This window comes from Micromonospora sp. NPDC048835 (assembly GCF_040649995.1).
Taxonomy (GTDB): domain Bacteria; phylum Actinomycetota; class Actinomycetes; order Mycobacteriales; family Micromonosporaceae; genus Micromonospora.
In genome coordinates, this window is the sequence record NZ_JBEZGM010000022.1 from 78,918 (window position 1) to 103,006 (window position 24,089).

Sequence of the window (24,089 nt, forward strand, 5' to 3'; positions counted from 1 at the left end):
CATCCCGCGATCCGTGCCGCGCCCCATGATCGCCAAGTGACATACCGACGCCAACAGGGTCCTTCCCGCCCCTCGGTGGGAGGTACCCTGCGTCGTTCCTGGGTCGCTCCTCGTACCAGGCCTCGATACGGGCTAACCTCTTCGTCGGACGACTCGCACCGGTCGCGGCTCTCTGCGTGGTGCGCTTGCTGAGATCTTGGACAGTTTCCGTCCACTGAAGACGGAAAGTGTCCAAGATTCACCGTGCCTGCCCCTTTGATCCCCGACTTGCGTCTCTGGGGCGGTCGGACCAGCACAGGCGCGCAGAGCCACTAGCGGGCTAGTTCGTCGGCCCGGTCGAGCAGCGCGCGACGCTCGACGGGGGAGCCGACCGCTGCCGCCGCCGCACGGAACAGTCCGGCCGAGCGCAGCCGGTCTCCCTGCCAGGCCACCAGATCGGCCTCCACCGCCACGGCGTGCGGGTAGCCGTCCAGCCCTCCCCCGGCGCCCGCGGCGTCGAGCAGGACCAGCCCGGCGGCCGGCCCGTACGCGTAGCCGTGCGCGACAGCACGGTTGAGCGCGATCACCGGTGCGGGGCGCAGGTCGGCGAGCGCGTCGTAGGCCCGCGCGATCGTCGGCCAGTCGGGTGTCGTCGGCCGAGGCGGCGGTGGCGTGGCAGGCGGCGATCCGGGCCTGCCACGCGTACGGACCGTCGTGGCGTACCCGATCGAGGGCCAGGCCCTCGGCGATGGCAGCGCGGTCCCACCTGCCGCGGTCCTGCCGTTGCAGGGTGAGCAGGTTGCCGGCGGCGTCGCGGCGGGCGTCCCGGCGGGAGTGTTGGAACAGGAACAGCGCCAGCAGCGCGGCGACCTCGGACTGCTCGGGCATCAGCCGGTCGAGCAGCCGGGCCAGCCGGACCGCCTCGTCGGCGAAGGCCGGCTCGCCGCCGGCGACGTAGCCGCGGGTGAACAGCAGGTACAGCACGGCGAGGACGCCGGGCAGCCGCTCGGTCAGCGCCGGCCCACTCGGCACCCGGTACGGGATGCCGGCCTCGGCGATGCGGGTGCGGGCCCGGGTCAGCCGCCGGGTCATCGTCGACTCGCTGACCAGCAGGAGGTGGGCGATGTCGGCGGTCGGCACGCCGCAGACCGTACGCAGGGTCAACGCCACCCGGGCGTCGAGCGCGAGCGCCGGATGGCAGCAGGTGAAGATGAGCCGCAGCCGGTCGTCCACCACGTCCTCGCCCACCTCCGGCTCCGGCGGTGCGTCGTCAGGCGTGAGCAACGCCAGGTCGTGCAGCTTGCGCCGCTCCAGAGTGGCCCGACGCAGCACGTCGATCGCCCGGTTACGCGCCACCGTCATGAGCCAGCCGCCCGGATTGGCCGGTACACCGTCGGCGGGCCAGCGTTCCAGCGCGACGGTCAACGACTCCTGGGCGCAGTCCTCGGCCAACGCCCAGTCACCGGTCATCCGGATCAGGGTCGCGACGATCCGGGGGTACGCCTCGACGCCGGCCGCCGCGACGGCTTCCGCCGCCGCGCCGGCCGCTACCCGCGTGCGCATCGGCCGGCTCGGCGAGGTGGACAACTCCGTCAGTCGGGCAGGTCCGCGAACGGACGCAGCTCCACTCGCCCCGCACGGGCCATCGGGTGGGTGCGGGCCACCTCGATCGCCTCGTCCAGGTCGGCGCAGTCGAGCAGGTCGAAGCCCACGATCACCTCAGCGGTCTCCGCGAACGGGCCCTCGGAGACGAGCAGCTCACCGTCGCGAACGCGGACGGTGGTGGCCGCGTCGGTCGGCCCCAGCACATTGCCGCTCAGGCGGCGGCCACGGGAGTCGTTCTCCGCCACCCACTTGTCGATGTCGGGTAGTTCTGTCAGTCTCCGCTGGCGGCGCGGCGGCGGGCCTCGCGGGTCTTCATGGCGTGCTCCATCAACGTGACGAGCACCTCCTTGCTGGACTCACGCTGCCGGGCGTCGCAGAGCAGCACCGGCACGCCCGGGTCCAGGTTCAGCGCGGCCTGCACCTCGTCGAGCTGGTACGTCCGAGAGCCCTGGAAGCAGTTCACCGCCACCACGAAGGGCGTGCCCCGACCCTCGAAGTAGTCGATCGAGGGGAAGCAGTCGGCGAGCCGGCGGGTGTCGGCAAGCACCACCGCGCCGATCGCGCCCAACGCCAGCTCGTCCCAGACGAACCAGAACCGGTCCTGCCCCGGCGTACCGAACAGATACAGCACCAGGTCGTCGCTGATGGTGATCCGGCCGAAGTCCATGGCGACGGTGGTGGTGGTCTTGTCCTCCACCCCGGACAGGTCGTCGATGCCGACCCCCGACTCCGTCAGCACCTCCTCGGTGCGCAGCGGTCGGGTTTCGCTGACCGCGCCAACCATGGTCGTCTTGCCCACGCCGAAGCCGCCCGCGACCAGGATCTTGATCGCGGTGGGCAGTGGCGCCGCTCCCGCCGGCCGGTCAGAGTGCCCGTAGTCCATTGATTACCGCCTCGAAGATGCTGTTGTCGGGAAGACCGGCCGTGGTCTGCGGCTCGCGGACCTGCACCAGGCTGCGGGCTGCCAGATCACCGAGAAGCACCCGGATGGTGCCCACCGGCAGGTCGAGATGGGCGGCGATCTCGGCGACGGACTGTATGCGCTGGCACAGTCCGACGATCGCCAGATGCTCGGGGCCGAGACCGACCTCGGGCGTGACCTCGGCTCGGGTCGCCGTGACCAGGGAGATCAGGTCAAACGTGCCGGTGACCGGGCGGGCACGGCCACGCGTCACCGCGTACGGACGCACCACCGGGCCCGCATGGTCGTCCACCCACTGATGGTCTGCGGAATCTCCCTGGACGGTCATCGCCGCTACCTCTCGCCGACCTGCTGATCGGTGCCACGCGACGGCGATGCGACGTACTTGCCGACCCGGGTGACGAGCATCGCCATCTCGTAGGCGATCAGGCCGACGTCGGCGTCCTCGCTGGCCAGCACCGCCAGGCAGGCGTTACGGCCGGCCGCGGTGACGAACAGGAACGACGACTGCATCTCGATGATGGTCTGCTGCACCTGCCCGCCACCGAAGCGCTTGCCGGCGCCTCGGGCGAGGCTCTGGATGCCGGCAGCCATCGCCGCGAGGTGCTCGCCGTCGTCCCGGCTCAACCCCTGGGAGGAGGCCATCAAGAGACCGTCGGTGGAGAGCGCGACCGCGTGTTCGGCCTGCTTCACCCGGCCCACCAGGTCATCCAGCAACCACGTCAGGTCGGCGCTCGAAGCCGTCTTCTGGGTCACTTCGTCGTCCTCTTCTCGCCCGGCTGTGTGCCGTGTTCGTCTGGGGCTCGACCGTCACACCGCGCGGAAACCCGCGGTTCGGTGCCCGGTCAGGTCGCTTGTGGATCCTCGTCGGTCGGCTCGGAAGGCGTTGCCGCCGGGGTGCCGGAGGCACCGCCGAGCAGTCGAGCCGCGTCGGTGCGACCACGCCGGGTACCGGTCTGGTAGGAGCTCATCATCCGGCGAACCTGCTCCGGTGGACGCACCACATCCTCGTCGTCGGTCTCCGACACCGCCGGGTCGTCTCGCAACTCGGGAACGATGCTCGCCTGCCGGACCCGGACGGGGAGGCCCGAGTCGGTCCGCTCCGCCTCGGCCTGGGTGGGCACCGGATCACCGTCGCCGGCCTCGACCGGCTCCGGGTCACCCTCCGGGCTGGTGCGGTCGATGGCCGGGAGGCCGGTGGGCACGGTCGGGGCTTCCAGGGCTGGCTGAGCCAGACCGCGCCGGGCGCGGGTGGGCAGGTCGGGTGTGCCGGGTGCCGGGGTGGTCCGCTGCCGGGTGGGGAGAACGCCGTCCGCCTCGGCCTCCTTCTCGCTCCTCGGCGTGGTGGAGTCGGCCGGTGTCGGCACCCCTGCCTCCGTCGCGGTGGTCGTCGCGGTGGCGAGGGCGGCGGGTGCGAGGGACGTCGGACGGCCGGTGTCCGGGGAGGGCGTGGAGATGGCCGACCCGGCCCGGAACGAGCCGGAGTCCTCCGGGGAGGCATCGGCCTCGGTGACCAACTCCAGCGGGATCAGCACGACAGCCGTGGTGCCGCCGTACGCGGACTCCTTGAGCCGTACCCGCACGCCGTGCCGATCGGTCAGCCGGCTCACCACGTAGAGGCCCAGGCGGGAGGCGTTGGCGAGGTTCAGCTCGGACTGGTCGACGATCCGGTGGTTCGCCGCGGCCAGGTCCTCCTCGCTCATGCCGAGGCCCCGGTCCTCGATCTCGATGGCGAACCCGTTCGCGACCGCCTGGCCGCGGACCTCGACAGTCGTGTGTGGCGGGGAGAACGACAGGCCGTTCTCGATCAGCTCGGCGAGCAGGTGGATGACGTCGCCGACCGCGCGGCCGGCGAGCGAGACCGGCCCGAGCGGCAGCACGTTGACCCGGGTGTAGTCCTCCACCTCGGCCACGGCACCGCGCACCACGTCGACCATCGGGACGTTACGTCGCCAGGCCCGGCCGGGGGTGGACCCGGAGAGCACGATCAGGTTCTCTGCGTTGCGCCGCATCCGGGTGGCCAGGTGGTCGACCCGGAACAGGTCCTCCAGCTCTTCCGCGTCGTGCTCCCGCCGCTCCATCGCGTCGAGCAGGGTGAGCTGGCGGTGGACGAGCGCCTGCGTACGTCGGGCCAGGCTCAGGAAGACCTCGCGGACGTTACGGCGCAGGTCGGCCTGCTCGACCGCGGTCCGCAGGGCGGTCTCCTGGACGGCGTTGAACGCCTTGCCGACCTGGCCGATCTCGTCGGTGCCGAACTCCAGCGGGGGTGCCTCGGTGGCCACGTCGACCTCCTCGCCGCGCCCGAGCCGATCCACCACCCGGGGCAGCCGCTCGTCGGCGAGCTGCCAGGCGGCCTGCCGCAGCCGCTCGAGCTGGCGCAACAGGTTCCGCGCGGTGGTGATGGAGACGACGACGGAGGCGATGACGGCGAGCAGGCCCAGACCGGTGGCGAGCACCAGCCGGACGACGACCATCACGGCGACGCCGGTGGCCCGGTCCACGATGCCCTCACCACCGGAGAGCACGACGTCGTTGACCTCGGCCAGCGCCGGCTCCACGGTGCCGCGCCACTGCTCGGCGTCGATCGGCAACTGGGTCGACGGCCGACCCTCACGGATGATGCTGTCCTGTACGGCGCGCAGCCGGGTGAACGCCTCGCCCTCGACGAGCTGCTGGTACCGGCGTTTGTCGGCGTCGGCGAGCCGGACCCGGGCCTCCTCGCCGACGAACCGCTCGGAGCCGACAAGCGCGAGGTAGCGGGCGTATTCGGCGCCGCTCATCCGACCGTTGCCGAAGAGGCCGCTGAGCAGCGCGTCCTCCTGGGAGATCAGCTCCTTCATCCGGTTGAGCTGGATCAGGGCCGCCGCCTCGCCGGCGATCTGCTTGTCGTCCAGGCTGCCGGTCACGTCGTACACCTGGAAGATCGACTCGATCGCGTCGGTGTACGCCCCGGCGGCGGCGACCCGGTCGATCTTACGTTCCAGCACCTCGGCGCGGGTCTGCTTCAACGTGTCGACCTGGGCGATCGTCATTCGGAGCTGGTTGTCCAACGCGGAGCTGCCGGCGACGTCGACCTGCCACTCGCGCGACGAGGCGGCGAAGGCGGCGGCCAACTCCGTGGTCTTGCGCTGCTCCGCCTCGAGCGCCGTCCGCTGGGCGGCCTCGGGGTTGCTCAGGTACGCCTGGGTCAACCGCCGCTCCACCTGGAGCTCCTGCAACAGCGGCTCACTCGGCTCGTAGACCTTGGTGTTGATCACCTGGACGCCGAGCAGGTTGAAGCCGTCCCGCAGGGTCACCCACGCCGCGAACATCCAGAGCGCAACCAGGGACAGGAGCAGGGCGACAACCTTGGTGCGGATACTCGTACCGCGAGAGCGCATTGAACCGTCCCAGGCCGGGCGTTGACTCAGCTCATCAACGAATGATCAGAGGGGGCGACGTCCCACCACAGCGGGGCATCCGGGGCTGAGGCTCTGCGTACGCTAGCAGTGTCCACACAACCCCTCAAGTTGCTGTTTTTGTTACCGGTAACCGCAATCCACCACCGAACGGTCGAGGCCGGAGGCACGGATACCGGCCAGCCGGCAGGCGGCGAGCACCGTGGCGCGAACGATGACCGTCGGACAGTACAACTCCTTGCCATACCACAGTGGAGGGTGCTCCCGCGCTTCGCGATCGTGCAGGTAGGCGTGCCCACGCGCCACCGCCTCGTCGACCCGCGGCACCGTCGTCGGCACCGTCAACAACACCTGCAGGGCGTACGCGGTCTCCTCGGTGGTGCCGTCCCACCGCCCCCACGAGCCGTCGGCGCGCTGGCTGTTCAGCACCCAACCGGCCGCCCGATCCACCGCCTCGGCGGCAGCCGCGCCCCGCCCGAACTCGGCGAGCGCCAGCACGCAGCAGGCGGTGGCGTAGTACGGCGACGCGTGCCACCGGTCCTGCCAGGCGCCGTCCGCGCGCTGACGCTCGGTCAGCACCACGCTGAGCCGGTCGACAGCCCGGTGGTAACGCGCGTCCGCCTGCGGGTGTCGGCTCACATGGTGTCCGAAGGCGTCCAGCACGTGGGCGTTCGTGGTGACGGAGAAACCGTCCTCCCCCGGCCAGGTGCAGAACCCCTCAGCCGTCTCGTACGCCCACAGGCTGGCCGGATCCGCCGGACGGCCGAGCCGGGCCAACGCGCCAAGGGACACCGCTGTGGTGTCGGCGTCGGTGGGGAGGCCGTCGCCGGTGGCGATGCCCTGGCCGGCGGTGGCAGCGGTCAGGCTCTCCAGAACCGGAGCCGGCGGGTCGATCGTGAAACCGGCGCGGGACAGGCCGCTGAGCACCCAGGCCCGCTCGAAGACGGTGATCGGTGCCGGACAGGGCACCGGGCCGCCTCCGTCGCGGATCAACGCCCGCAGGAAGGCGTACGCGGCGGGGCCCCCGGCCGGGCCGGCCACGGTCAGCCAGGCCGCGGTCGCGGCGGGTGAGGCGCCGACCGCGGTGAGCGTGCGGCCCGCATCGCTGGGTGCCGAGTCCAGGATCTCGTAGAAGTGGGCCAGCTTCGGTGGCAGCGGTGCCCCGGCGGCCACCGCGCGGCGCACCGCGCGCAGCCGGTCCCGGTGGAGCCCGCGGGGCAGCGGCAACGACGGGCGGGTCAGTCGGGCGGCGGTGGCCCCACCCAGCCCGGCGAGCCGGTCGTTGATGGTGTCGACAAGCGCCGGGACGATGAGGTCCAGCGCGGGGGTGTCCGGCAGGGTCCGGGCGTCGGTGGGGAGCAGCGTGTCGGCGAGGGCGTCGAGCCCGCGAGCCGCCGCGGCGAGCACCGTCGCTCCGGCCCTGCCGTTGGCAAGTGCCGCGAGCAGCGCGTCGGTGGCGCTGAGCGTCGGCACCAGGGCGTACCCCTCGGGTGGGCCCCAGGCCCCGTCCGGGCGCTGACCGCGCAACAGGAACGCGATCCGCTGGTGGTGCCCGTCGAGCCAGGGGGCGACGGCGACCAGCCGCCCGGTCTCGTACACCGACGGGGCGACCTGCCCCCACGGCCGCAGGCCAAGGCCAGCGATCAGGTCGCGGGCGGCGTTGGCGACCGGGGCGACGGTCGGCGCGTCGGCGAAGGCCCGGGTGGCGCAGTCACTCACCGCGCAGTCCCCAGAAGTCCGACACCTGGTAGAAGCCGCCGGTGAAGGAGATCTGCCGGTTGAGGTAGTCCGCCTGGCGGGGGCACCGCTCGGCGAGGGCGGCCAGGTCCCCCCGGGACCTGGCGGTCAGCTCGACCAGCCGCTCGTGCACCTCCGCCGGGTCGTCGACGAGCGAGAGGGCGTTGAGGTCACCCCACTCGGCGTCGCGTGCCTGCGTGGCGAGGTCGTTGACCAACCGCAGCACCCGCTGCACGCCACGCCCGGCGTCCAGCAGGTCGGTCAACTGGGCGAGGGTCCGCTCGTCGCCGGTGGCGATCCAGTGCGTTACGTTGACGAAGCAGTTGCCCGAGTTGTCGGCATTCTCCAGGTAGCGGTCCAGGTCCGGCAGGCGTCGCCCGGTGATCGGGTCGGTCGGCAGGTTCTTCCAGTCCCACTCCCGAGCCATGGCGGCGAGCATCCGCGCCAACTCGTCGCGCCAGATCGGCCGCAGCCGCGCGAACGCCGGCACGGTGGCCAGCTCGTCGCGCAGGTCGGCCAGCAGCCGGGCCAGATGCCGCCCCGGTGGCGGCGCGGCGCCGTCGGCCACCGCCAGACAGTCGGTCACCACCTCCCGGACGTCGTCCACGGACCGGGCGAGGTAGTCGACCCGCCAGTCGACCGCGAAGACCCACAGCACGGTACGCGTGGTGATCCGCAGTTCGGTGGCGGTGTGCCAGGGCGCGACGGCTGCGACGGCGGTGGCCACCGAAGTGAGCATCGCCGGGTCGAAGGGCGCGGCGTCGAACAGCTCGGGGTGGGCGGCGATGACCTCCTGAAGGTCGCGTACGCCCCGGACGGCGAGCGCGCACACCCGGCCCTGCTCGGCGACCGCGTCCTCACCGGCCCGCGCCGGTCGCGGGGTCTCCGTCACGATGCGACCGGGCGCTCGACCGGGGTGAGGATGACCTCCGAGCGTTGCCTGGGTTGCAGCGATGCGCCTATCCGTGGGGTGAGGTCGACCGGCTCGCGCAGCAGGAAGCGGTAGCGGCTCAACACGGTACTGACGATGAGCTGGGCCTCCAGCAGGAACAGGTACTGCCCGAGGCACTGGTGCGGGCCCCCGCCGAACGGGAAGTAGGAGTAGCGGTAGCGCCGCCGGGGCAGCTCCGGCGCGAACCGCTCCGGGTCGAAGAGCGCCGGGTCGGTCCAGAACGTCGACATCCGCTGGGTGACGTACGGGCTGACCAGCACGGTGCCGCCGGCCTTGATCCGCGCCCCGCCCAGCACGTCGTCGCCGACCGCGGTGCGCGGGATCATCCAGCCGGCCGGGTAGAGCCGCAGCATCTCGTCGAGCACCATCCGGCCGTAGCGCAACTGCGGCAGGTGCTCGCGGCCGACCCGCTCGGCGCCGACCACCCGTTCGATCTCGTCGGTCATCCGCTCAGCCACGTCCGGCCGGGACGCCAGCACCGGCCAGAGCCAGGAGAGCAGGGAGATGGTGGTCTCGGTGGCGGTGGAGAACATCGCGACCACGTCGCCGCGGATCGCGTACTCGTCGGGTTCGCTGCCGTCGGCGCGCGGCCGGCAGAGCGTGGAGATGATGTCGTCGCCCTCGCCGGGGCGGGCCCGGGCCTCCCGGATGATCGGCAGTACCACCTCGTCGATGGTGCGGACCGCGTCGCGGAAGGTCCGGTCGCGGGGCATCGGCACCGCGTACGGGACGGCGGGCATCAGCAGTCGCGGCAGCATCGCGGTGGTGAGGGTGTCCAGTGCGGCGCTGATCCGCAGCGCGTCGGGGACCGAGATCCGGTCGGCGAAGAGCACCCGCATGGTGGTGCGCAGGACGATCCGGGTCAGCTCGCCGCCACCGTCGATCGGGCGGCCGGCGCGGGCCGGTTCGAGCCACTCGTCGACCGCCTCGTTGATCGCCTCGGCCATCCTGTCGACGAGCGTCTCGGCCCGTTTGGCGGTGAACAGCGGTTGCAGCGCGCCTCGGCTGGACTCCCAGATCTCACCCTCGGCGACCAGGATGGCGTCACCGACGATTCGGCGTACGGGTCGCCAGAGCAACCCGTCGCCGTCCCGGGTGTAGTTGGCAACGTTGTCGCGCAGAACGCGTTGCAGGTGCTCAGGATGGCTGACCAGATAGGGGCGGAACGAGCCGAGGTTGAGCCGGACGACGTCGCCGCCGGCGTCCTGGGCGAAGTCGACGAGCGCACCCAGCGGATCACGGGCCAGCGCCGGCAGCACGCGTCGTAACGGGATCGTCCGAGGCTCGGTGCTGACGGTGACGGGGCGCGCCTCGGACACCTGCGACATCGAACCACGTCTCCTCGTCGCCTCGACGACCGCAGCGGTCCACTTCGGTCGGGCAGGGCTGATGAAACCTTCACCTTCTGGGCCGACGGAAGCATCTCACCAAACGAGGGGCACCTCCAGACTTGCGATCAGCGCAATTTCCATCTAGGGGTACGCACGTGCATCAATGTCCGAGTACCAGCAGGTCCTGAATGGACTCTCAGGTCCGGCACCGCGACAAGCGGACGACCACCCACCGGGGCGGCCGGAGCCGCCGCGACCTCGACAGCAGTCGGCAGACGTCGGCTGGCCGCTGCGTGCCAGTGACCCGGGACGCACCGGTACCCCCGAATCCGGGCGACGCCCCGCACCCTGTGCCAGGCTCTGTGACATGGACGACAAGACCATCCTGAACCGGATCTCCGAGCTGGTCGACGAGGAACACAAACTGCGCGCCGACGCGCAGGCCCACGAGTCGGGCACCGAGGGCGAGGCCAGCGAGCGCCTGCGCGCCCTGGAGGAGTCGCTCGACCAGTGTTGGGACCTGCTACGCCGCCGACGGGCCGCCCGGGAGACCCACGGCGACCCGGACGCCCAGGGCGAACGGCCCAAGCCCGAGGTGGAGCGCTACCTGCAGTAACCGGCGTGGCGGGTCGGGCGGTTGGCCGCCCGACCCGCTCCGATCAGCGCAGACCCGCCTCACGCAGCAACTCCCCGGTCAACAGGCCGGGGTCGACCTGCTCGGCGGGGAGACCCCGGGCCGCGAACCAGGCGCCGACCACCCGCACATCGCGGGCCAGGAACTCGGGCCCCTGCGGGTTCGCCACCACGTCGACCACCTGCGGCAGGTCGATCACGACCAGCCGCCCCCGGTGCACGAGCAGGTTGTACGGCGACAGGTCGCCGTGCGCGTAGCCGGCCCGCGCCAGCACCCGCAGGGCCTCCACCAGCTGGTCCCACAGGTCACGCAGCTCGGTCGGGCCCGGCCGCAGCTGGGCCAGACGGGGCGCCGCCTCCCCCGACTCGGCGTCACCGACGAACTCGAGCATCAGCTCGGTGCCCCGCAACTGCACCGGGTACGGCACGGCGATCCGATCGTGCCCCGCGCCGAGTTCCCAGAGCCGGCTCAGGGCGGCGAACTCGGCCGCGGCCCACTGCCCGGCGATCATCTGCCGACCGAACGCCGTCCGGCCGGCCATCGCCCGGTTCTCCCGGGACCGGCGCACCCGACGGCCCTCCAGGTAGCCGGCGTCGCGGTGGAACAGCCGGTGCTCGGGCTCGCGGTAGCGTTTCACCGCGAGCAGGCAGGACCTGTCGGTGTCGGGCACCGCCCGGCGGACCAGGTGGACGTCCGCCTCCTTGCCGGTCTTCAGCACACCCAACTCGGTGTCCTTGGCGGCCAACTCGGTGACCAGCCAGGCCGGGTGCGGCTGCGGCCCGTGCACGGCGTCGTCCCAGGACGACCAGCGCTCACCGGTGTCCGGGTCGGGCTCGCTGTCCGGGTCGGCGAGCGGCTCGGTCGGCCGCCCGCGCTTCAGAAACTGCGGTTCGTCGTCGTCGAAGCGGCTCTTGCCGCGGGTACGGCGCTCAAGCGCCGGAAAGTCATGATCACGCACTGTGGTGAGGTTCCCTTGGTCGAGGCTGAGATAGGCGGCTGGAAGCGACCTGCAAAGACGGCCATGACCGACCCCCTCTCCTCGACCGGGCGCACGCCCGGGATGCACGATGCGCGGACAATGCTCGTCGTCGCACCTCGCGCGGTCAACCGAATTACCGCCAAACGCGTACGCCGCACCACCCCGCCCGCCCGGCCCCGCATCACCCCGCGCCGCGCGGCCCCGCACCGCACCACCCGCTCCACCCCACGCCGCCAAGATCCGCGCGATATCCCTGATGCTGCGGTCTCCGGCCGCTCCGAAGCAGCAACATCAGGGAAACTGCGGGGCGACCCGGTCAGCGCGGCCCGGGGGGACCCGGCCAACCCGAGGCCCGGGGAAACGCACGGCGCGAGGCGCGGGGAGACGCACGTGCAGCGCGGTGCGCGGGGAGAAGCACTCCGGCGGGCGGCCTCAGCGGGCGAGGACGGTGGCGACCGCGGCGATCAACCCGTCCACCGTGCGGCTCGGCGCGAACCGGACGTCCGACCAGGTACGCCCCCGGTGCAGCCATACGCTGGGCAGGCCGACGGCGGCGGCGCCGCCGATGTCCGCCTCCGGGCTGTCGCCGATCACCCACGCTCCCCGCAGCGGCATCCGGACCCGTTGGGCGGCCAGCGCGAAGATCCTCGGATTGGGCTTGCTGACCCCGGCCTCCTCGGAGATCACCCAGTCGGCGACGTACCGGTCCAGGCCGGTCTGACGAATCTTGGCGTCCTCGACGCGTACGGTGCCGTTGCAGACCACCACCGGCACCCAGCCGGCGTCGTCGGCGATGCGCAGCGCGCAGGCGGTCAGCGGGTCCAGCCGGGTCTGCGCCACCACCCCGTCGTGCAGTTCCTCCACCAGGTCGATCGAGGGAATGCGCAGCTCGTAACGGTCCCGGATGGCGTCGGCGAGGTCCCAGCGGTCGGTCAGACCGTCGGCGTCGATCGAGACCAGCCAGTCGATGTCGGTGTGGGGCGCGCCGATGCTGTCCAGGAAGCGCTCACCCCAGCGGCGGAACGGCCCGGCCCGATCCAGCAGGGTGTTGTCCAGGTCCAGCAGGAGCAGTGGCACTCGGGCACCCTACGGGACCGACGTGTCCGCCAACAGATGCGGCGGGTATCGACCTGACGAAGGGCTCAGCCAGGCATCGACACCCGGGGGCCGCCCTGGTCCGAGCGCCGATCGACGAGCATCGAGTGGGCTGCCCGGGTGGCCGCGAGCACGGCGGGATCCAGCGTGGCCACGAGCACCGCCGGACCGTCGTCGCCCCCGCGGGCCAGCACCCGCCCTTCGGGGTCGTAGATGGCCGCGCCGCCGTTGAACCGCCACGGGTCGACGCCGCCGACCGCGTTGGCGAAGACCACGAACATCGTGTTGTCCAGGGCCCGTGCGGCGTAGTAGAGGTCGCGGCGGTGCTCGGAGCCGGTGAGGTATCCGCTCGGGCACAGGTAGGCGTGCGCGCCGTCGAGGGCGGCGGCCCGGCCGTGCTCGGGGAAACATCCGTCGTAGCAGATGCCCAGCCCGAGCCGCCAGTCGTCGACGAGCAGCGTGGCACCCCGCTCGCCGGGGCTGAACAGCTCCGCCTCGTCACCCCACAACTGTTGCTTGTCGTACCCGACCCGCACCTGCCCGGCCCGGTCCACCACGAGTGCCGCGATGGTTCGCCTGTCGTCCGGGTGCCGGACGGCCGCGCCGACAAGCGCGGTGACGCCGGCCTCGCGGGCCGCGACGCGCAGCGGGTCGAGCCGGGGATCCGCGACCATTCCCGCCAAGTCGGCCGCGACGTCCGTGCCGGCCGGGTCGGCGGCGAGGGCTGGCGGGTGGTACGCGCAGAGGAACAGCTCCGGCAGGACGGCCACCCGGGCGCCCTGGTGACCTGCCTGACGGACCAGGTCGGCGGCGACGACCGCGTTGCCGGCGACGTCGCCCGGTGTGGGGTTGGCCTGGATGGTGGCCACGGTCAGCGGGGAGCTGGGCACGGGATGGGGCTGGGTCACCGGGCGATGGTAGTCGGCGACATCCCAAGCCGTACGTACGGTTTGCGTGCCCCGGGCTGACCTGCAACGATCGACAGGTGCCCAGAGTAAGCCAGGACCAGCTCGATGCGCGTCGGCAGGAGATCCTCGCCGCGGCCCGGGCGTGTTTCGCCCGGCTCGGCTACGAGGGAGCGACCGTCCGCCGCCTCGAGGAGGCCACCGGACTGTCCCGTGGCGCGATCTTCCACCACTTCCGCGACAAGGACTCGCTCTTCCTGGCCGTCGCCGAGGACGACGCCGCGGCCATGGTCGAGACGGTGGCCCGCAACGGTCTCGTACAGGTGATGCGCGACCTGCTCGCCCGCGCCGTCTCCCCGGACACCACCGGCTGGTTGGGCAGTCAACTGGAGGTCTCCCGTCGGCTGCGCACCGACCCGGCGTTCGCCAAGCGCTGGGCGGAGCGGTCCGCCGCGATCGCCGAGGCGACCCGCGACCGGCTGGCCCGCCAACGCGACGCCGGAGTGCTGCGCGAGGACGTCCCGATCGACGTGCTGGCCCAGTTCCTGGAGCTGGCCTACGACGGCCTGGTGCTGCACCTGGCCATGGGTCGACCGGCCGGTGACCTGGGCCCGGTGCTCGACCTGGTCGAGGAGGCGGTACGCCGGCACTGAGCGCGCGGACAGCGGTCTGTCGACCGTGGCGAGGCTGCTCCACAATGGGGCCGCGGATCCCTCCGGTGACAGGAGCAGTCGATGATCGTGCACGCCGCGTCCGGTGACACCTGGGGCATCTCCGGCCCGACCTTCCTCCGGTACTACCTGGTGGCAGCCGCGGTGGTGGTGGCCCTGGCGGTGTACTACCGGGTCCGTCTGGCGGCCGGGTCGAACGCCGCCATGACCGCCGAGCCCCTCGGCCCGCAGCAGGTCGCGTACCTCAACGGTGGCCCTCAGCTCGCGGTGCACGCGGCGCTCGGCGGGCTGCGCGGCAGCGGCGCGGTGGGCGTGCGACCGGACCGTCGGCTCACCACCATCGGTGCCGCACCGAGCGGGCTCACCCCTCTGGACCAGGCCGTCCACTGGGCCGCGCACCAGCACGCCCGGGTCGGGGACCTGCCGCGAGACGAGCGCGTACGCGTCGCGCTGCACCAGATCCGCAACGGCCTGGAGCAGCGGGGTCTGCTGACCGACGACGCGCAGCGCGCGCGGGCCCGCTTCTGGACCACGATTCTGATCGCCCTGCTGGGCCTCGGTGTCCTCCGGTTGGTCTCCGGCCTGTTCAGCGGCCGCCCGGTCGGCTATCTGCTGCTGACCCTGGTCGCGCTCCTGATCGTCACGCTGGTGCTGCGCCGGGTTCCCATGCTCACCCGAGCCGGCCGGGGCACCCTACGTTCCGTGCGCAGCCAGCACACCCACCTCGCTCCCGCCTCCGCGCCGGCCTACGCCACCTACGGAGCGGCCGGCGCGGCGATGGGCGTGGCCCTGTACGGCACCGCCTCGCTCTGGGCGCTCGACCCGGGCTTCGCCGAGCAGGCCGAGATCCAGCGCCAGGCCGCCGCCGGCAGCGGGTGGTCCGGAGGGTCGGACGGATCCTCCGGAGGTGGTGACAGCAGCTCCGGCTCGGACGGCGGCAGTTCCTGCGGCGGTGGAGGCGGGTGCGGCGGCGGGGGGTGCGGCGGATGACCGGCCCGTCCGGCGTGGGCATCGGCTGGCGACCAGAGATCGCCGGTTTCGTGGCCGAGCTGCCCGGCCTGCGTTTCGTCGAGGTGGTGGCCGAGGGGGTGCCCGCCACCGGGCCGCTCCCGCCCGGCCTGGCGCAGCTGCGGGAACGCGCGGTGACCGTCGTACCGCACGGGGTGCGGCTCTCCCTCGGCGGCGCCGAGCCGGTCGACCCGGCCCGGGTCGCCCACCTGGCCGCGGTGGCGCGGCGCCTGGACGCCCCGCTGGTCAGCGAGCACATCGCGTTCGTCCGGGCCGGCGGACTGGAGGCCGGCCACCTGCTGCCGTTGCCGCGCAGCCGGGAGGCCGTCGACGCGGTCTGCGCCAACGTGGCCCGGGCGCAGGCCGAGCTTCCGGTGCCGATCGCGCTGGAACCGATCGCCGCGCTCGTCGACTGGCCCGACGACGAGCTGGACGAGGCGGACTTCCTCACCGAGATCCTCGACCGGACCGGGGCACTGCTGCTGCTGGACGTGGCGAACGTGCACGCCAACGCCCGCAACCGGGGCACCGACCCGCTCGCGTTGCTGGACCGCCTCCCACTGGAGCGGGTCGCGTACGCACACGTGGCCGGCGGCGCGGAGCACGGCGGTTTCTACCACGACACCCACACCGACCCGGTGCCGGCGGCGGTGCTGGAACTGGTCGGCGCGCTCTGCGCCCGGCAACGGCCGCCGGCACTGCTGCTGGAGCGCGACGGCCACTACCCGCCGGCCGCCGAACTCCGTACCGAACTGGACGCCCTGGCCGCCGCCGCGGGCTTCCCGGCCATCACGTGACGGCCACCCCCGGCGGCAACCCCGTGCCCAGCCCCCGCCCGGGGCTCGCCGAGCGGCAGGCCGAACTGGTCGCGGCGCTGGTGGCCGGCGGTGAGCCACCGGCGGGGTTCGCGCCGGGCCCGCTGGCCGCCACCCGTGCGGCCCTGCTGCGCAAGCGGGCCGGCGAGGTGGCCCGGCACTGGCCACTGCTCGCCGCCGGCCTCGGCGCCGAGTGGTCGACCACCTTCGCCGACTGGGCGGCCCGGCGACCCACCGCAGGATCACTGCGCGACGGTTGGGACCTGGCCCGGACCCTGCACGAGCGGCACGCCCTCCCGCCGGCCGCCGCCGAGGAGCTGGCCGTCCGGGAGGCACGCCTGCGCTACGACGGGCTCCGGGCCCCGCGCCCGCGTCGGGCGCCGGCGGTGGGCCGCGCCGGCGGCGCCGTCGCGGTGCAGATCGCCGGTCGGGTACGCCTGCTACGCCCCGCCCCACGGGTGTCCACCCGTGCTGGCGACGGCGTGCGGGATGCGGCAGGATCGGAGTTATGGATCTCGGACTGACCGACCGCGTCTACGTCCTCACCGGCGCCTCCCGCGGCCTGGGTTACGCGACCGCGCAGAGCCTGGTCGCCGACGGTGCGCGAGTGGTGCTCTCCGCCCGGGACCCGGAGGCGGTGGCCGCCGCCGCGAAACGGTTGGGTGGCCCGGAGCACGCCGTCGGCGTGACCGCGGACCTGACCGACCCGGAGACCCCGGGGCAGCTCGTCGCCGCGGCTCAGCAGCACTTCGGCCGGCTCGACGGCGCGCTGATCTCGGTCGGCGGCCCACCGGCGGGAAACGCCGCGGCGATCAGCGACGAGCAGTGGCGGCTCTCCTTCGAAACCGTCTTCCTGGGCAGCATCCGCGCGGTCCGCACGATCGCCGCCGCACTGCCCGAGGGTGGCGCGATCGGGCTGGTGCTCTCCACGTCGGCCCGCGGCCCGGTGCCCGGCCTGGGCATCTCCAACGGTCTCCGGCCCGGCCTGGTCGGCGCCGCCAAGGACATCGCCGACGACTACGGGCCCCGGGGAGTCCGGGTGGTCGGGCTGCTGCCCGGCCGGATCCTGACCGACCGCAACCGGGAGCTCTTCGCCGCGACCGGCGACCCGGAGCGCGCCCAGGCCGAGGCGGTGGCAATCATCCCGCTGCGCCGCCTGGGCGACCCGGGTGAGTTCGGCCGGGTGGCCGCGTTCGTGCTCTCCCCCGCCGCGAGCTACCTCACCGGGATCACCCTGCCGGTCGACGGCGGCGCGCTGCGCGGGCTGTGAAACCCCACCCGGCCCAGGCCCCGGGCACTGTCACACCCGACCACTCCCGGGCGGTGAAACCGGCCACGTTCCGGCCGAGCCGGGCGGACCTGGCGGCGGCAGCGGACCGGACCATTCCCGACGTCCTCGCGCCGGGGCTGGCGGTGCTCTTCGTCGGCATCAACCCGGGCCTGTGGTCGGCCGCGACCGGGTGGCACTTCGCCCGGCCCGGAAACCGGTTCTGGCCCGCCCTGCACCGGGGCGGGTTCACCCCCCGCCTGCTGCACCCCAGCGAACAGGACGAGCTGCCCGCGCTCGGGCTGGGCATCACCAACATGGCAGCCCGGGCCAGCGCCCGCGCGGACGAGCTGAGCGCCGCGGAACTCGTCGACGGCGCGGCGATCCTGACCGCCACCGTGGCCCGCTACCGGCCGCGCTGGGTGGCGGTGGTGGGGGTGACCGCGTACCGAATCGGTTTCCAGCGGCCGAAGGCCGCCTTCGGGCCGCAGCCGGAGACGCTGGCCGACGCCCGACTCTGGGTGCTGCCCAACCCGAGCGGCCTGAACGCGCACTTCACCCCGGTCACGCTGGGGCTGGCGTTCGCCGAGTTGCGGGTGGCGACCGAGCTGCCGGACCGCCGCCCGCCGCCGACGACCGCCTGACCGCGCAGCCGGTCGGTGACGCGCGACCAAGGTCGGTCGGCGGGTGAGACGCAGCCGCTCGGTGACCCGCTGCACGACGCCGGTCGGCGGGTGAGACGCACCCGCTCGCTGCACGACGCCGGTCGGCGGGTGACAGGTCGCCCGGCGGGCGCCAGTGCTCCGCGCCCGGCGGGTCAGGTGGTCAGCGCGGTGTGCAGGCGGCGGGCCTCGGTCACCAACCGGCTCGTGCCGCCCCGCGCCACCACGTCGGCCAGGCCCGGCAGCTCGATCCGTACGCCTGTCGCGCCGGCCGTCTCGGCGGCCAGGGTGAGCAGGTCGGGCGTGCCGCGGGGCGGAGTCGACCCGGCCAGCAGCGGCGGCAGCGCAGCGGCGAGGAGGCGCCACACACTCAGCCGGGCACCGGCCGCGACCGCGTCCCGCAGTGGTGTCACCGCCCGGGTCAGCGTCACCTGGTTGTCCGCCGCCAGCGCACCCAACCGTCCGCCGACGCCCGGCGCGTCCAACTCGCCGGCCGCCGCCACCAGCAGCAGGGCGTCGAGAGCGGCGACCCGGTCCACCTCGTGTCGCGCGCACAGCCCGTACGCCAGCGCCAGGTCGAACGCCGGGCCGCCGACACCGCCGCACTCGGCGAGCTGCGGCAGGATCGCGGCGAGCCCGTCGGCGTCCTCCTGGGCGGCGCTTGCGACACCTGGCAACAGGCGGGCGGCGACCAGACCCCGGTGCCCCGGCAGCAGCGCCGGCCACAGGTCGCTCCAGTCCGTGGGCCCCTGCCCGACGGCGCGGGTCGGCACGGTGAGCAGGCCGAGCGGGTCCGCCACGCCCGCGGGGGCGGTGGTGGTGACGAGGGTGCGCCGCTCGGGTAGGCGGTCGTAGCCGAAGTCGTACCTGCCGTTGCGCTCCCGCCGGCCGACCGCGACCACCTCCTGCACCGGCGCGGGAAGGGCGCCACCGCGCAACCAGCCGGCCAGTTCGTCGCCGGCGGCAGTGCCGAGCGCCGCGGCGCGGGTCGCCACCGCGTCGTCCGCACCGAGAGGCAGCCGCAGCAGGGCCTGGGTGAGATCCCACCGCCACGCCGGCCGCTCGCCGAGCGCGACAAGCCGCTCGTAGAGCGCCGCCGGGTCGACGACCCCGGTGCTCGACGTCGGGGCGGCCAGCAGCCCGGGGTCGTCCGAGCCGTCCAGCCGCTGCCCGATCTCGGCGAGCCGGGAACAGTAGATGCGCGTGAGTGGCGAGTGCGTGGACGGTTCGATGCTCGATCGGCGGCGCAGGAAGCGCTCGGACCAGGTCGTCCGCTGGCCGAGGATCCGGGACCACTGGTCGCGTCGAAAGTGAGCTCCCGCCGGGTCGGCGGCGGCCAACAGCACGCCGTTCAGCTGGGCTCTCAGGTTGAACGCCGACCAACTGCCGTGGTGCCCCCGGACCTCCGCGCGTCGCAGCACCGGCGACAGGGCCGCCGCCAGCCGGACCCGGTCGGTGCTGGCCAGCCGGACCAGCCCGTCGAGGACCCGCTCCAGCACCATCGGGGGCCAGTGCTGACCGAGCAACCCGGAGACCTCCTCCGCCAACTCGTCCACGTCGGTGATCGGCGGCGGCACGAGCGCCGGTGACACGGGCGGCGGCAGCTCGTCGCCGGCGACCACCACCACGACCTCGGCGACCGGCCGGTGCCCGTGCCGCTGCGCCAGTGCCGCCGCGCGGTCCCGCAGATCGGCGGAGGTCTGGGCGACACCCGACGCCAGGACCTCGGCGATGTCGGCCGCCTGCTCGGGGTGCTGCCGGGCCAGCCGGTCCAACCAGGACAACTGTGCCCGCACCAGGGTCTTCTCCGGTCGACCCAGCACGACCCGCGCGGTGTCCAACACCGACTCGAGGGCCAGGTCGCTGCCCGCGTCACGCAGCGCCCGCTGCGCCAGGGCGGCCACCGGGCCCGGCGCGTCGGCGAGCAGCCGCAGGTACGCGCCAGACCGCGCCGTCACCTCGGCCGGTGTGGGTGCCAGCAGGTCGTGCAGGGTGACAAACGGTCGCAGCGCGCCCGGACGGTCGCCGCGCAGCAGCCGGCCGAGAACCCCGTCGAGCAGCGTCGACCGTTCGAGCCGCCCCTCGGTCGCGAGTGCCACCAACGCCGGGGCAACCCCCTGCCCGGCGCCGTTGAAGGTCAGGTCGAGGCCGATGCCGTCGACCTCGAACAGTCGGGGCAGCAGAGTGTCCAGGAACGGGTCGGCGCGGAGCCGGTCGACGAGAGTCTGCGGCTGCCTCTCGAACCGCGCCGTCCACAGCGACTGCGCCCACCCGGCGACGAACGCGTCCCCGGTGGGCGGCGTCGCCTGCTCGACAATCAGCAGCGCGGCGATGAAGTGCCATCCGCTCCAGGAGCGACTGCGCGGCAACCGCTCGGCCAGCCGGTACGCCACATCGGCCAGCCAGGGCACGCCCCGCAGGCGGGCCGCCGCGATCACCGGCTGCGGGTCGACGTTGCCCAGCTCGACCGACCGCCGGCCGAGCATTGCCGCGGTCTTGGTGGCGGTGCTCAACGTGCCCACCGCGGCCACCGCCAGGGCGGTCGCCTCCTTCTCCGCCCACCAGGTGTCCCGTCGACTGCGCACATGGGCCGTCAGCTCGTCGCCGAGCGCCCGTCGGGCCGGTTCGTCGAGGGTGCTCAGCAGCTCACCGACGGCGGACGCGTTGCCGAGGCCCAGGCACCTGAGGAAGTGCGTCACGCCCGCACCCGCACGACGGCGAGCGGAGAGCACGGCTGGAGATGTTGGTACGTCTGCACGGCGCACACCGTAGAGCAACCGTCCGACATGCACCCGAGAGCGAGCGGTCGACCGGCCTCAGTTGGCGGCGGCCGGCGGCAGCACCTCGTCGGCGCGGTAGGTGCCCAGCGGCATGACCACCGGCTCGGGGCCGGTCGCGTCGACGAACGGGGTCGGCGAGTCGGCGACCGCGAACTGGGTGCGGTACAGCTCGGCGTAGAGCCCGCCCACCGCCACCAACTCCTCGTGCCGCCCGCGCTCGACGATCCGCCCATCGTCGAGGACCAGAATCTGGTCGGCGTCGCGCACGGTGGAGAGCCGGTGTGCGATCACCAACGCGGTACGCCCGGCCAGCGCCACCGACAGCGCACGCTGGACCGCCGCCTCGCTCTCCGAGTCCAGGTGGGCGGTCGCCTCGTCGAGGATCACGATCGACGGGGCTTTGAGCAGCAGGCGCGCGATCGCGATGCGCTGCTTCTCGCCACCGGAGAACCGGTAGCCGCGCTCCCCCACCGTGGTGTCCAGACCGTCGGGCAGCGCCCGAACCAGATCGGCCACCTGCGCCCCGGCCAACGCCGCCCAGATCTCGTCGTCGGTGGCGTCCGGCTTGGCGTAGCGCAGGTTCTCCGCGATCGTCTCGTGGAACAGGTGCGAATCCTGGGTGACCACACCGATCTCGTCCCGCAGCGACGCGAGCGTCGCGTCGCGTACGTCCACCCCGCCGACGAGCACCTGCCCGTCGCTGACGTCGTAGATCCGGGAGATGAGCATCGAAAGCGTCGACTTGCCGGCACCGGACGGGCCGACAAGCGCGACCATCTGCCCCGGCTCGACGCTGAACGAGACCCCCTTGAGGACCGGTTCGTTGATCGTCCGGTCGAGTGCGGCGACCTCCTCCAGCGAGGCGAGGGAGATCTCGGCGGCGCTCGGGTAGCGGAACCGCACGTCGCGGAAGTCGACCCGACCGGCGCCGCGGGGCACCGGCACCGCGTCGGCCTTCTCCACGATGCCCGGCTCGAGGTCGAGCACCTCGAAGACCCGGTCGAACGAGACCAGGGCGCTCATCACGTCCACCCGCACGTTGGAGAGCGCGGTCAGCGGCCCGTACAGCCGGGTGAGCAGCAGCGCGAGCGTCACCACGGTGCCGGCGCTGACGCCACCGGTCACCGCCAGCCAGCCGCCCAGGCCGTAGGTCAGCGCCTGCGCCAGCGAGGCGACAAGCAGCATCGCCACGAAGAACGTGCGCGAGTACATCGCGGACTGGATGCCGATGTCGCGGACCCGTTCGGCCCGGTCGGCGAAGCGGCGGGCCTCGATCTCGGGCTGCCCGAAGAGCTTCACCAGCAGCGCACCGGCCACCCCGAACCGCTCGGTCATCGTCGCGTTCATCTTGGCGTCGAGGTTGTACGCCTCGCGGGTGATGTCCGCCAGCCGTCGACCGACCCGGCGGGCCGGAATGATGAAGATCGGCAGTAGCACCAGCGAGAGCGCGGTGATCTGCCAGGAGAGGGTGAACATCACCGCCGCGGTCAGCACCAACTGGATCACGTTGCTGACCACACCGGACAGGGTGGAGGTGAAGGCCCGCTGGGCCCCGAGCACGTCGTTGTTGAGTCGGCTGACCAGCGCGCCGGTCTGCGTACGCGTGAAGAACTGCAGGGGCATCCGCTGCACGTGGTCGTAGACCCGGGTGCGCAGGTTGAAGATGATGCCCTCGCCGATGCGGGCGGAATACCATCGTTGGGCCAGCGACAGCAGCGCGTCGGCGACCGCCAGCGCGGCGATGAACAGCGCCAGCCGCACCACGAGCCGGCCGGCCTCGGTGCCGCCCCGGTTGATCGCATTGATCACGTCGCCGGCGAGCACCGGGGTGGCCACGCCGATGATGGCGGCCAACACCACGGTGGCCAGGAACACGACGATGTCGCGCCGGTAGGGGTGGGCGAAGGCGACGATGCGGCGGGCCACCCCGCGCTTCAGTCGGTGGGTGGAGACCTCGTCGCGGTTGCGCATCGACCGGAGCATGCTCCACCCGGCCATGCCACCGCCGGACATCGGGTTGGACATCGCTCACCTCCGGGTTGCCGGGCGGACCGCACGTCAGGTCAATTCTCCCGACGAGTGTGACAACCTCGGTCGTAACCCGGATCTTCCCGTGCGGTCCTTACCTATTCTCCCCTGCCGGCAAGGTCGCGCAGCCGACGGGTCTGTGCCTCCCGCTCGGCGCGCTGCTGGTCGGCGTGCGACCGCCCGCCCGCGCCGGCGAGCAACGCCTTGATCTCCACCACGGCGTCGCGGGCCCCGGAGAGCAGGCCGGCCGTCAGGTCCCGTACCGCATCGTCAAGCTCGGCCGGGGCGACGACCAGGGTGGCCAGCCCGATCCGATCCGCCTCGGCGGCGTCCAACCGGCGGCCGGTGGCGCAGATCTCCAACGCCCGGGAATAGCCGACCAACTCGACGAGGCGTTTCGTGCCGGCCAGGTCGGGCACCAGGCCGAGGGTCACCTCGGCCATCGACAGCTTCGCGTCCGACGACAGCACGCGCAGGTCACAGGCGAGCGCGAGCTGGAAGCCGGCGCCGATCGCGTGGCCCTGCACGGCCGCGACCGAGATGACATCCGGCCGGTGCAGCCAGGTGAAGCCGGCCTGGAACTCCGCGATGCGCTCGGCACACTCCTGCTCGGGCAGCGTGGCCAACTCAGCGAACGACCCCGGGCCGGAGGCACCCGCCACCGCGAGATCGAGGCCGGCCGAGAACGCGCGGCCCTCGCCGCGGACCACCACCACCCGCACGTCGCCGGGCAGGTCGCGGGAGAAGTCGCTCATCGCTCGCCACATCGCGGGCGTCTGGGCATTGAGCACGTCGGGCCGGCACAACGTCACCGTGGCGACCGGCCCGTCGCAACTCAGCCGAACCCCGGTAGCCTCGGCGGTCACCGGACGTCCCGGGGAGCGGCGCTGGTGGACGACGCTGAGGGGCGGGTCACGCCTTCTTGCGGCGCCGGGCACCACCGCGCTGACGCAGCTGCACCCCGGACTCGGTGAGCACTCGGTGGATGAACCCGTAGGAACGGCCGGTCGAGGCCGCCAACGCGCGGATGCTCTCCCCCGAGGTGTACCGCTTTACCAGGTCCTTGGCGAGCGTCTGACGCTCGGCTCCGACGATCCGGCGACCCTTCTCAGTGCTGGTGGCTGTGCCAGTGGCTGCCATGCTGTGTCCTCACGTCCCAGACTGTGCGGTTCGGATACGGTCCCACCTATTAGACCGCCTCGGACGATCATGCGCCAGATATCAACTCTTCGCCAACCGACACGCTATGCAATGTCAGCTTCCCGATAGAGTGATCCTGGCGATCGGCCCCGCTGCGGCGTCCGCGCGTACCCCCGCAGTC

At 72.9% G+C, this 24,089-nt stretch carries 23 protein-coding genes; 7 read left to right on the plus strand and 16 right to left on the minus strand.

What is annotated here, in order from left to right; translation table 11 throughout:
• Window positions 1-132: 132 nt before the first annotated feature.
• The 9 genes from AB0C15_RS24210 to AB0C15_RS24250 all read right to left on the minus strand — a co-directional run bounded on the left by AB0C15_RS24210 (window position 133) and on the right by AB0C15_RS24250 (window position 9,867).
• Window positions 133-1,542 carry a sigma-70 family RNA polymerase sigma factor gene (locus tag AB0C15_RS24210; RefSeq protein ID WP_357355433.1) on the minus strand — a complete coding sequence of 470 codons (1,410 nt, stop codon included), beginning with the start codon at window positions 1,540-1,542 and terminating at the stop codon, window positions 133-135.
• A gap of 29 nt (window positions 1,543-1,571) precedes the next feature.
• Window positions 1,572-1,859, minus strand: coding sequence for a YciI family protein (locus tag AB0C15_RS24215; RefSeq protein WP_357355491.1), 288 nt, complete (start codon window positions 1,857-1,859; stop codon window positions 1,572-1,574).
• Window positions 1,856-2,467, minus strand: a complete 612-nt coding sequence (locus AB0C15_RS24220) for an ATP/GTP-binding protein (protein ID WP_357355435.1) — start codon at window positions 2,465-2,467, stop codon at window positions 1,856-1,858. Before AB0C15_RS24220 ends, AB0C15_RS24215 begins: the two co-directional genes overlap by 4 nt.
• Window positions 2,448-2,834, minus strand: coding sequence for a DUF742 domain-containing protein (locus AB0C15_RS24225; RefSeq protein WP_357355436.1), 387 nt, complete (start codon window positions 2,832-2,834; stop codon window positions 2,448-2,450). Before AB0C15_RS24225 ends, AB0C15_RS24220 begins: the two co-directional genes overlap by 20 nt.
• Window positions 2,835-2,839: 5 nt before the next feature.
• Window positions 2,840-3,262, minus strand: a complete 423-nt coding sequence (locus AB0C15_RS24230) for a roadblock/LC7 domain-containing protein (protein ID WP_091403761.1) — start codon at window positions 3,260-3,262, stop codon at window positions 2,840-2,842.
• Window positions 3,263-3,351: 89 nt separating this feature from the next.
• On the minus strand, window positions 3,352-5,886 hold the full coding sequence (locus AB0C15_RS24235; protein ID WP_357355439.1) for a nitrate- and nitrite sensing domain-containing protein: 2,535 nt from the start codon (window positions 5,884-5,886) through the stop codon (window positions 3,352-3,354).
• Between the two features lie 141 nt (window positions 5,887-6,027).
• Window positions 6,028-7,623, minus strand: coding sequence for a prenyltransferase/squalene oxidase repeat-containing protein (locus tag AB0C15_RS24240; RefSeq protein ID WP_357355441.1), 1,596 nt, complete (start codon window positions 7,621-7,623; stop codon window positions 6,028-6,030).
• Complete coding sequence (locus tag AB0C15_RS24245) at window positions 7,616-8,533, minus strand: terpene synthase family protein (RefSeq protein WP_357355443.1); 918 nt, start codon at window positions 8,531-8,533, stop codon at window positions 7,616-7,618. The genes AB0C15_RS24240 and AB0C15_RS24245 overlap by 8 nt, the downstream gene beginning before the upstream one ends.
• The gene (locus AB0C15_RS24250; RefSeq protein WP_357355494.1) at window positions 8,530-9,867 is read right to left on the minus strand and encodes a cytochrome P450; all 1,338 of its coding nucleotides are present in this window, start codon (window positions 9,865-9,867) and stop codon (window positions 8,530-8,532) included. Before AB0C15_RS24250 ends, AB0C15_RS24245 begins: the two co-directional genes overlap by 4 nt.
• Before the next feature lie 424 nt (window positions 9,868-10,291).
• Here AB0C15_RS24250 and AB0C15_RS24255 point away from each other — a divergent pair, with 424 nt between their 5' ends.
• On the plus strand, window positions 10,292-10,540 hold the full coding sequence (locus tag AB0C15_RS24255) for a DUF2630 family protein (protein ID WP_091403743.1): 249 nt from the start codon (window positions 10,292-10,294) through the stop codon (window positions 10,538-10,540).
• 43 nt (window positions 10,541-10,583) lie between these two features.
• Here the strand turns inward: AB0C15_RS24255 and AB0C15_RS24260 are convergent, their stop codons facing one another.
• The 3 genes from AB0C15_RS24260 to AB0C15_RS24270 all read right to left on the minus strand — a co-directional run bounded on the left by AB0C15_RS24260 (window position 10,584) and on the right by AB0C15_RS24270 (window position 13,540).
• Complete coding sequence (locus AB0C15_RS24260) at window positions 10,584-11,516, minus strand: RIO1 family regulatory kinase/ATPase (RefSeq protein ID WP_357355445.1); 933 nt, start codon at window positions 11,514-11,516, stop codon at window positions 10,584-10,586.
• A 453-nt stretch (window positions 11,517-11,969) separates the two neighbouring features.
• Complete coding sequence (locus AB0C15_RS24265) at window positions 11,970-12,614, minus strand: HAD family hydrolase (protein ID WP_357355447.1); 645 nt, start codon at window positions 12,612-12,614, stop codon at window positions 11,970-11,972.
• 65 nt (window positions 12,615-12,679) lie between these two features.
• Window positions 12,680-13,540, minus strand: a complete 861-nt coding sequence (locus AB0C15_RS24270; protein WP_357355449.1) for a carbon-nitrogen hydrolase family protein — start codon at window positions 13,538-13,540, stop codon at window positions 12,680-12,682.
• A 77-nt stretch (window positions 13,541-13,617) separates the two neighbouring features.
• On the opposite strand from AB0C15_RS24270, the gene AB0C15_RS24275 reads away from it, so the two are divergent.
• From AB0C15_RS24275 to mug, 6 genes are all read left to right on the plus strand, one after another.
• Complete coding sequence (locus AB0C15_RS24275) at window positions 13,618-14,190, plus strand: TetR/AcrR family transcriptional regulator (protein WP_030337284.1); 573 nt, start codon at window positions 13,618-13,620, stop codon at window positions 14,188-14,190.
• Between the two features lie 81 nt (window positions 14,191-14,271).
• A complete protein-coding gene (locus AB0C15_RS24280; protein WP_357355451.1) occupies window positions 14,272-15,198 on the plus strand; it encodes a TIGR04222 domain-containing membrane protein in 927 nt (308 codons plus the stop codon).
• The gene (locus AB0C15_RS24285; protein ID WP_357355453.1) at window positions 15,195-16,013 is read left to right on the plus strand and encodes a DUF692 domain-containing protein; all 819 of its coding nucleotides are present in this window, start codon (window positions 15,195-15,197) and stop codon (window positions 16,011-16,013) included. Before AB0C15_RS24280 ends, AB0C15_RS24285 begins: the two co-directional genes overlap by 4 nt.
• A complete protein-coding gene (locus tag AB0C15_RS24290; protein WP_357355455.1) occupies window positions 16,010-16,555 on the plus strand; it encodes a hypothetical protein in 546 nt (181 codons plus the stop codon). The genes AB0C15_RS24285 and AB0C15_RS24290 overlap by 4 nt, the downstream gene beginning before the upstream one ends.
• Window positions 16,540-17,301: an SDR family oxidoreductase gene (locus AB0C15_RS24295; protein ID WP_357355457.1), complete on the plus strand. Its 762-nt coding sequence runs from the start codon at window positions 16,540-16,542 to the stop codon at window positions 17,299-17,301. Before AB0C15_RS24290 ends, AB0C15_RS24295 begins: the two co-directional genes overlap by 16 nt.
• Window positions 17,302-17,354: 53 nt before the next feature.
• On the plus strand, window positions 17,355-17,942 hold the full coding sequence (mug, locus tag AB0C15_RS24300) for a G/U mismatch-specific DNA glycosylase (RefSeq protein WP_357355459.1): 588 nt from the start codon (window positions 17,355-17,357) through the stop codon (window positions 17,940-17,942).
• Window positions 17,943-18,115: 173 nt separating this feature from the next.
• Here the strand turns inward: mug and AB0C15_RS24305 are convergent, their stop codons facing one another.
• The 4 genes from AB0C15_RS24305 to AB0C15_RS24320 form a co-directional block, all read right to left on the minus strand.
• Window positions 18,116-20,659: a DUF6493 family protein gene (locus AB0C15_RS24305; protein WP_357355461.1), complete on the minus strand. Its 2,544-nt coding sequence runs from the start codon at window positions 20,657-20,659 to the stop codon at window positions 18,116-18,118.
• A gap of 117 nt (window positions 20,660-20,776) precedes the next feature.
• Window positions 20,777-22,753, minus strand: coding sequence for an ABC transporter ATP-binding protein (locus AB0C15_RS24310; protein ID WP_357355496.1), 1,977 nt, complete (start codon window positions 22,751-22,753; stop codon window positions 20,777-20,779).
• Window positions 22,754-22,866: 113 nt separating this feature from the next.
• The gene (locus tag AB0C15_RS24315; RefSeq protein WP_357355463.1) at window positions 22,867-23,634 is read right to left on the minus strand and encodes an enoyl-CoA hydratase/isomerase family protein; all 768 of its coding nucleotides are present in this window, start codon (window positions 23,632-23,634) and stop codon (window positions 22,867-22,869) included.
• A 46-nt stretch (window positions 23,635-23,680) separates the two neighbouring features.
• Window positions 23,681-23,908 (minus strand): helix-turn-helix domain-containing protein, encoded by a 228-nt coding sequence (locus tag AB0C15_RS24320; RefSeq protein ID WP_007462679.1) that lies wholly within the window; start codon window positions 23,906-23,908, stop codon window positions 23,681-23,683.
• Window positions 23,909-24,089 lie beyond the last annotated feature (181 nt).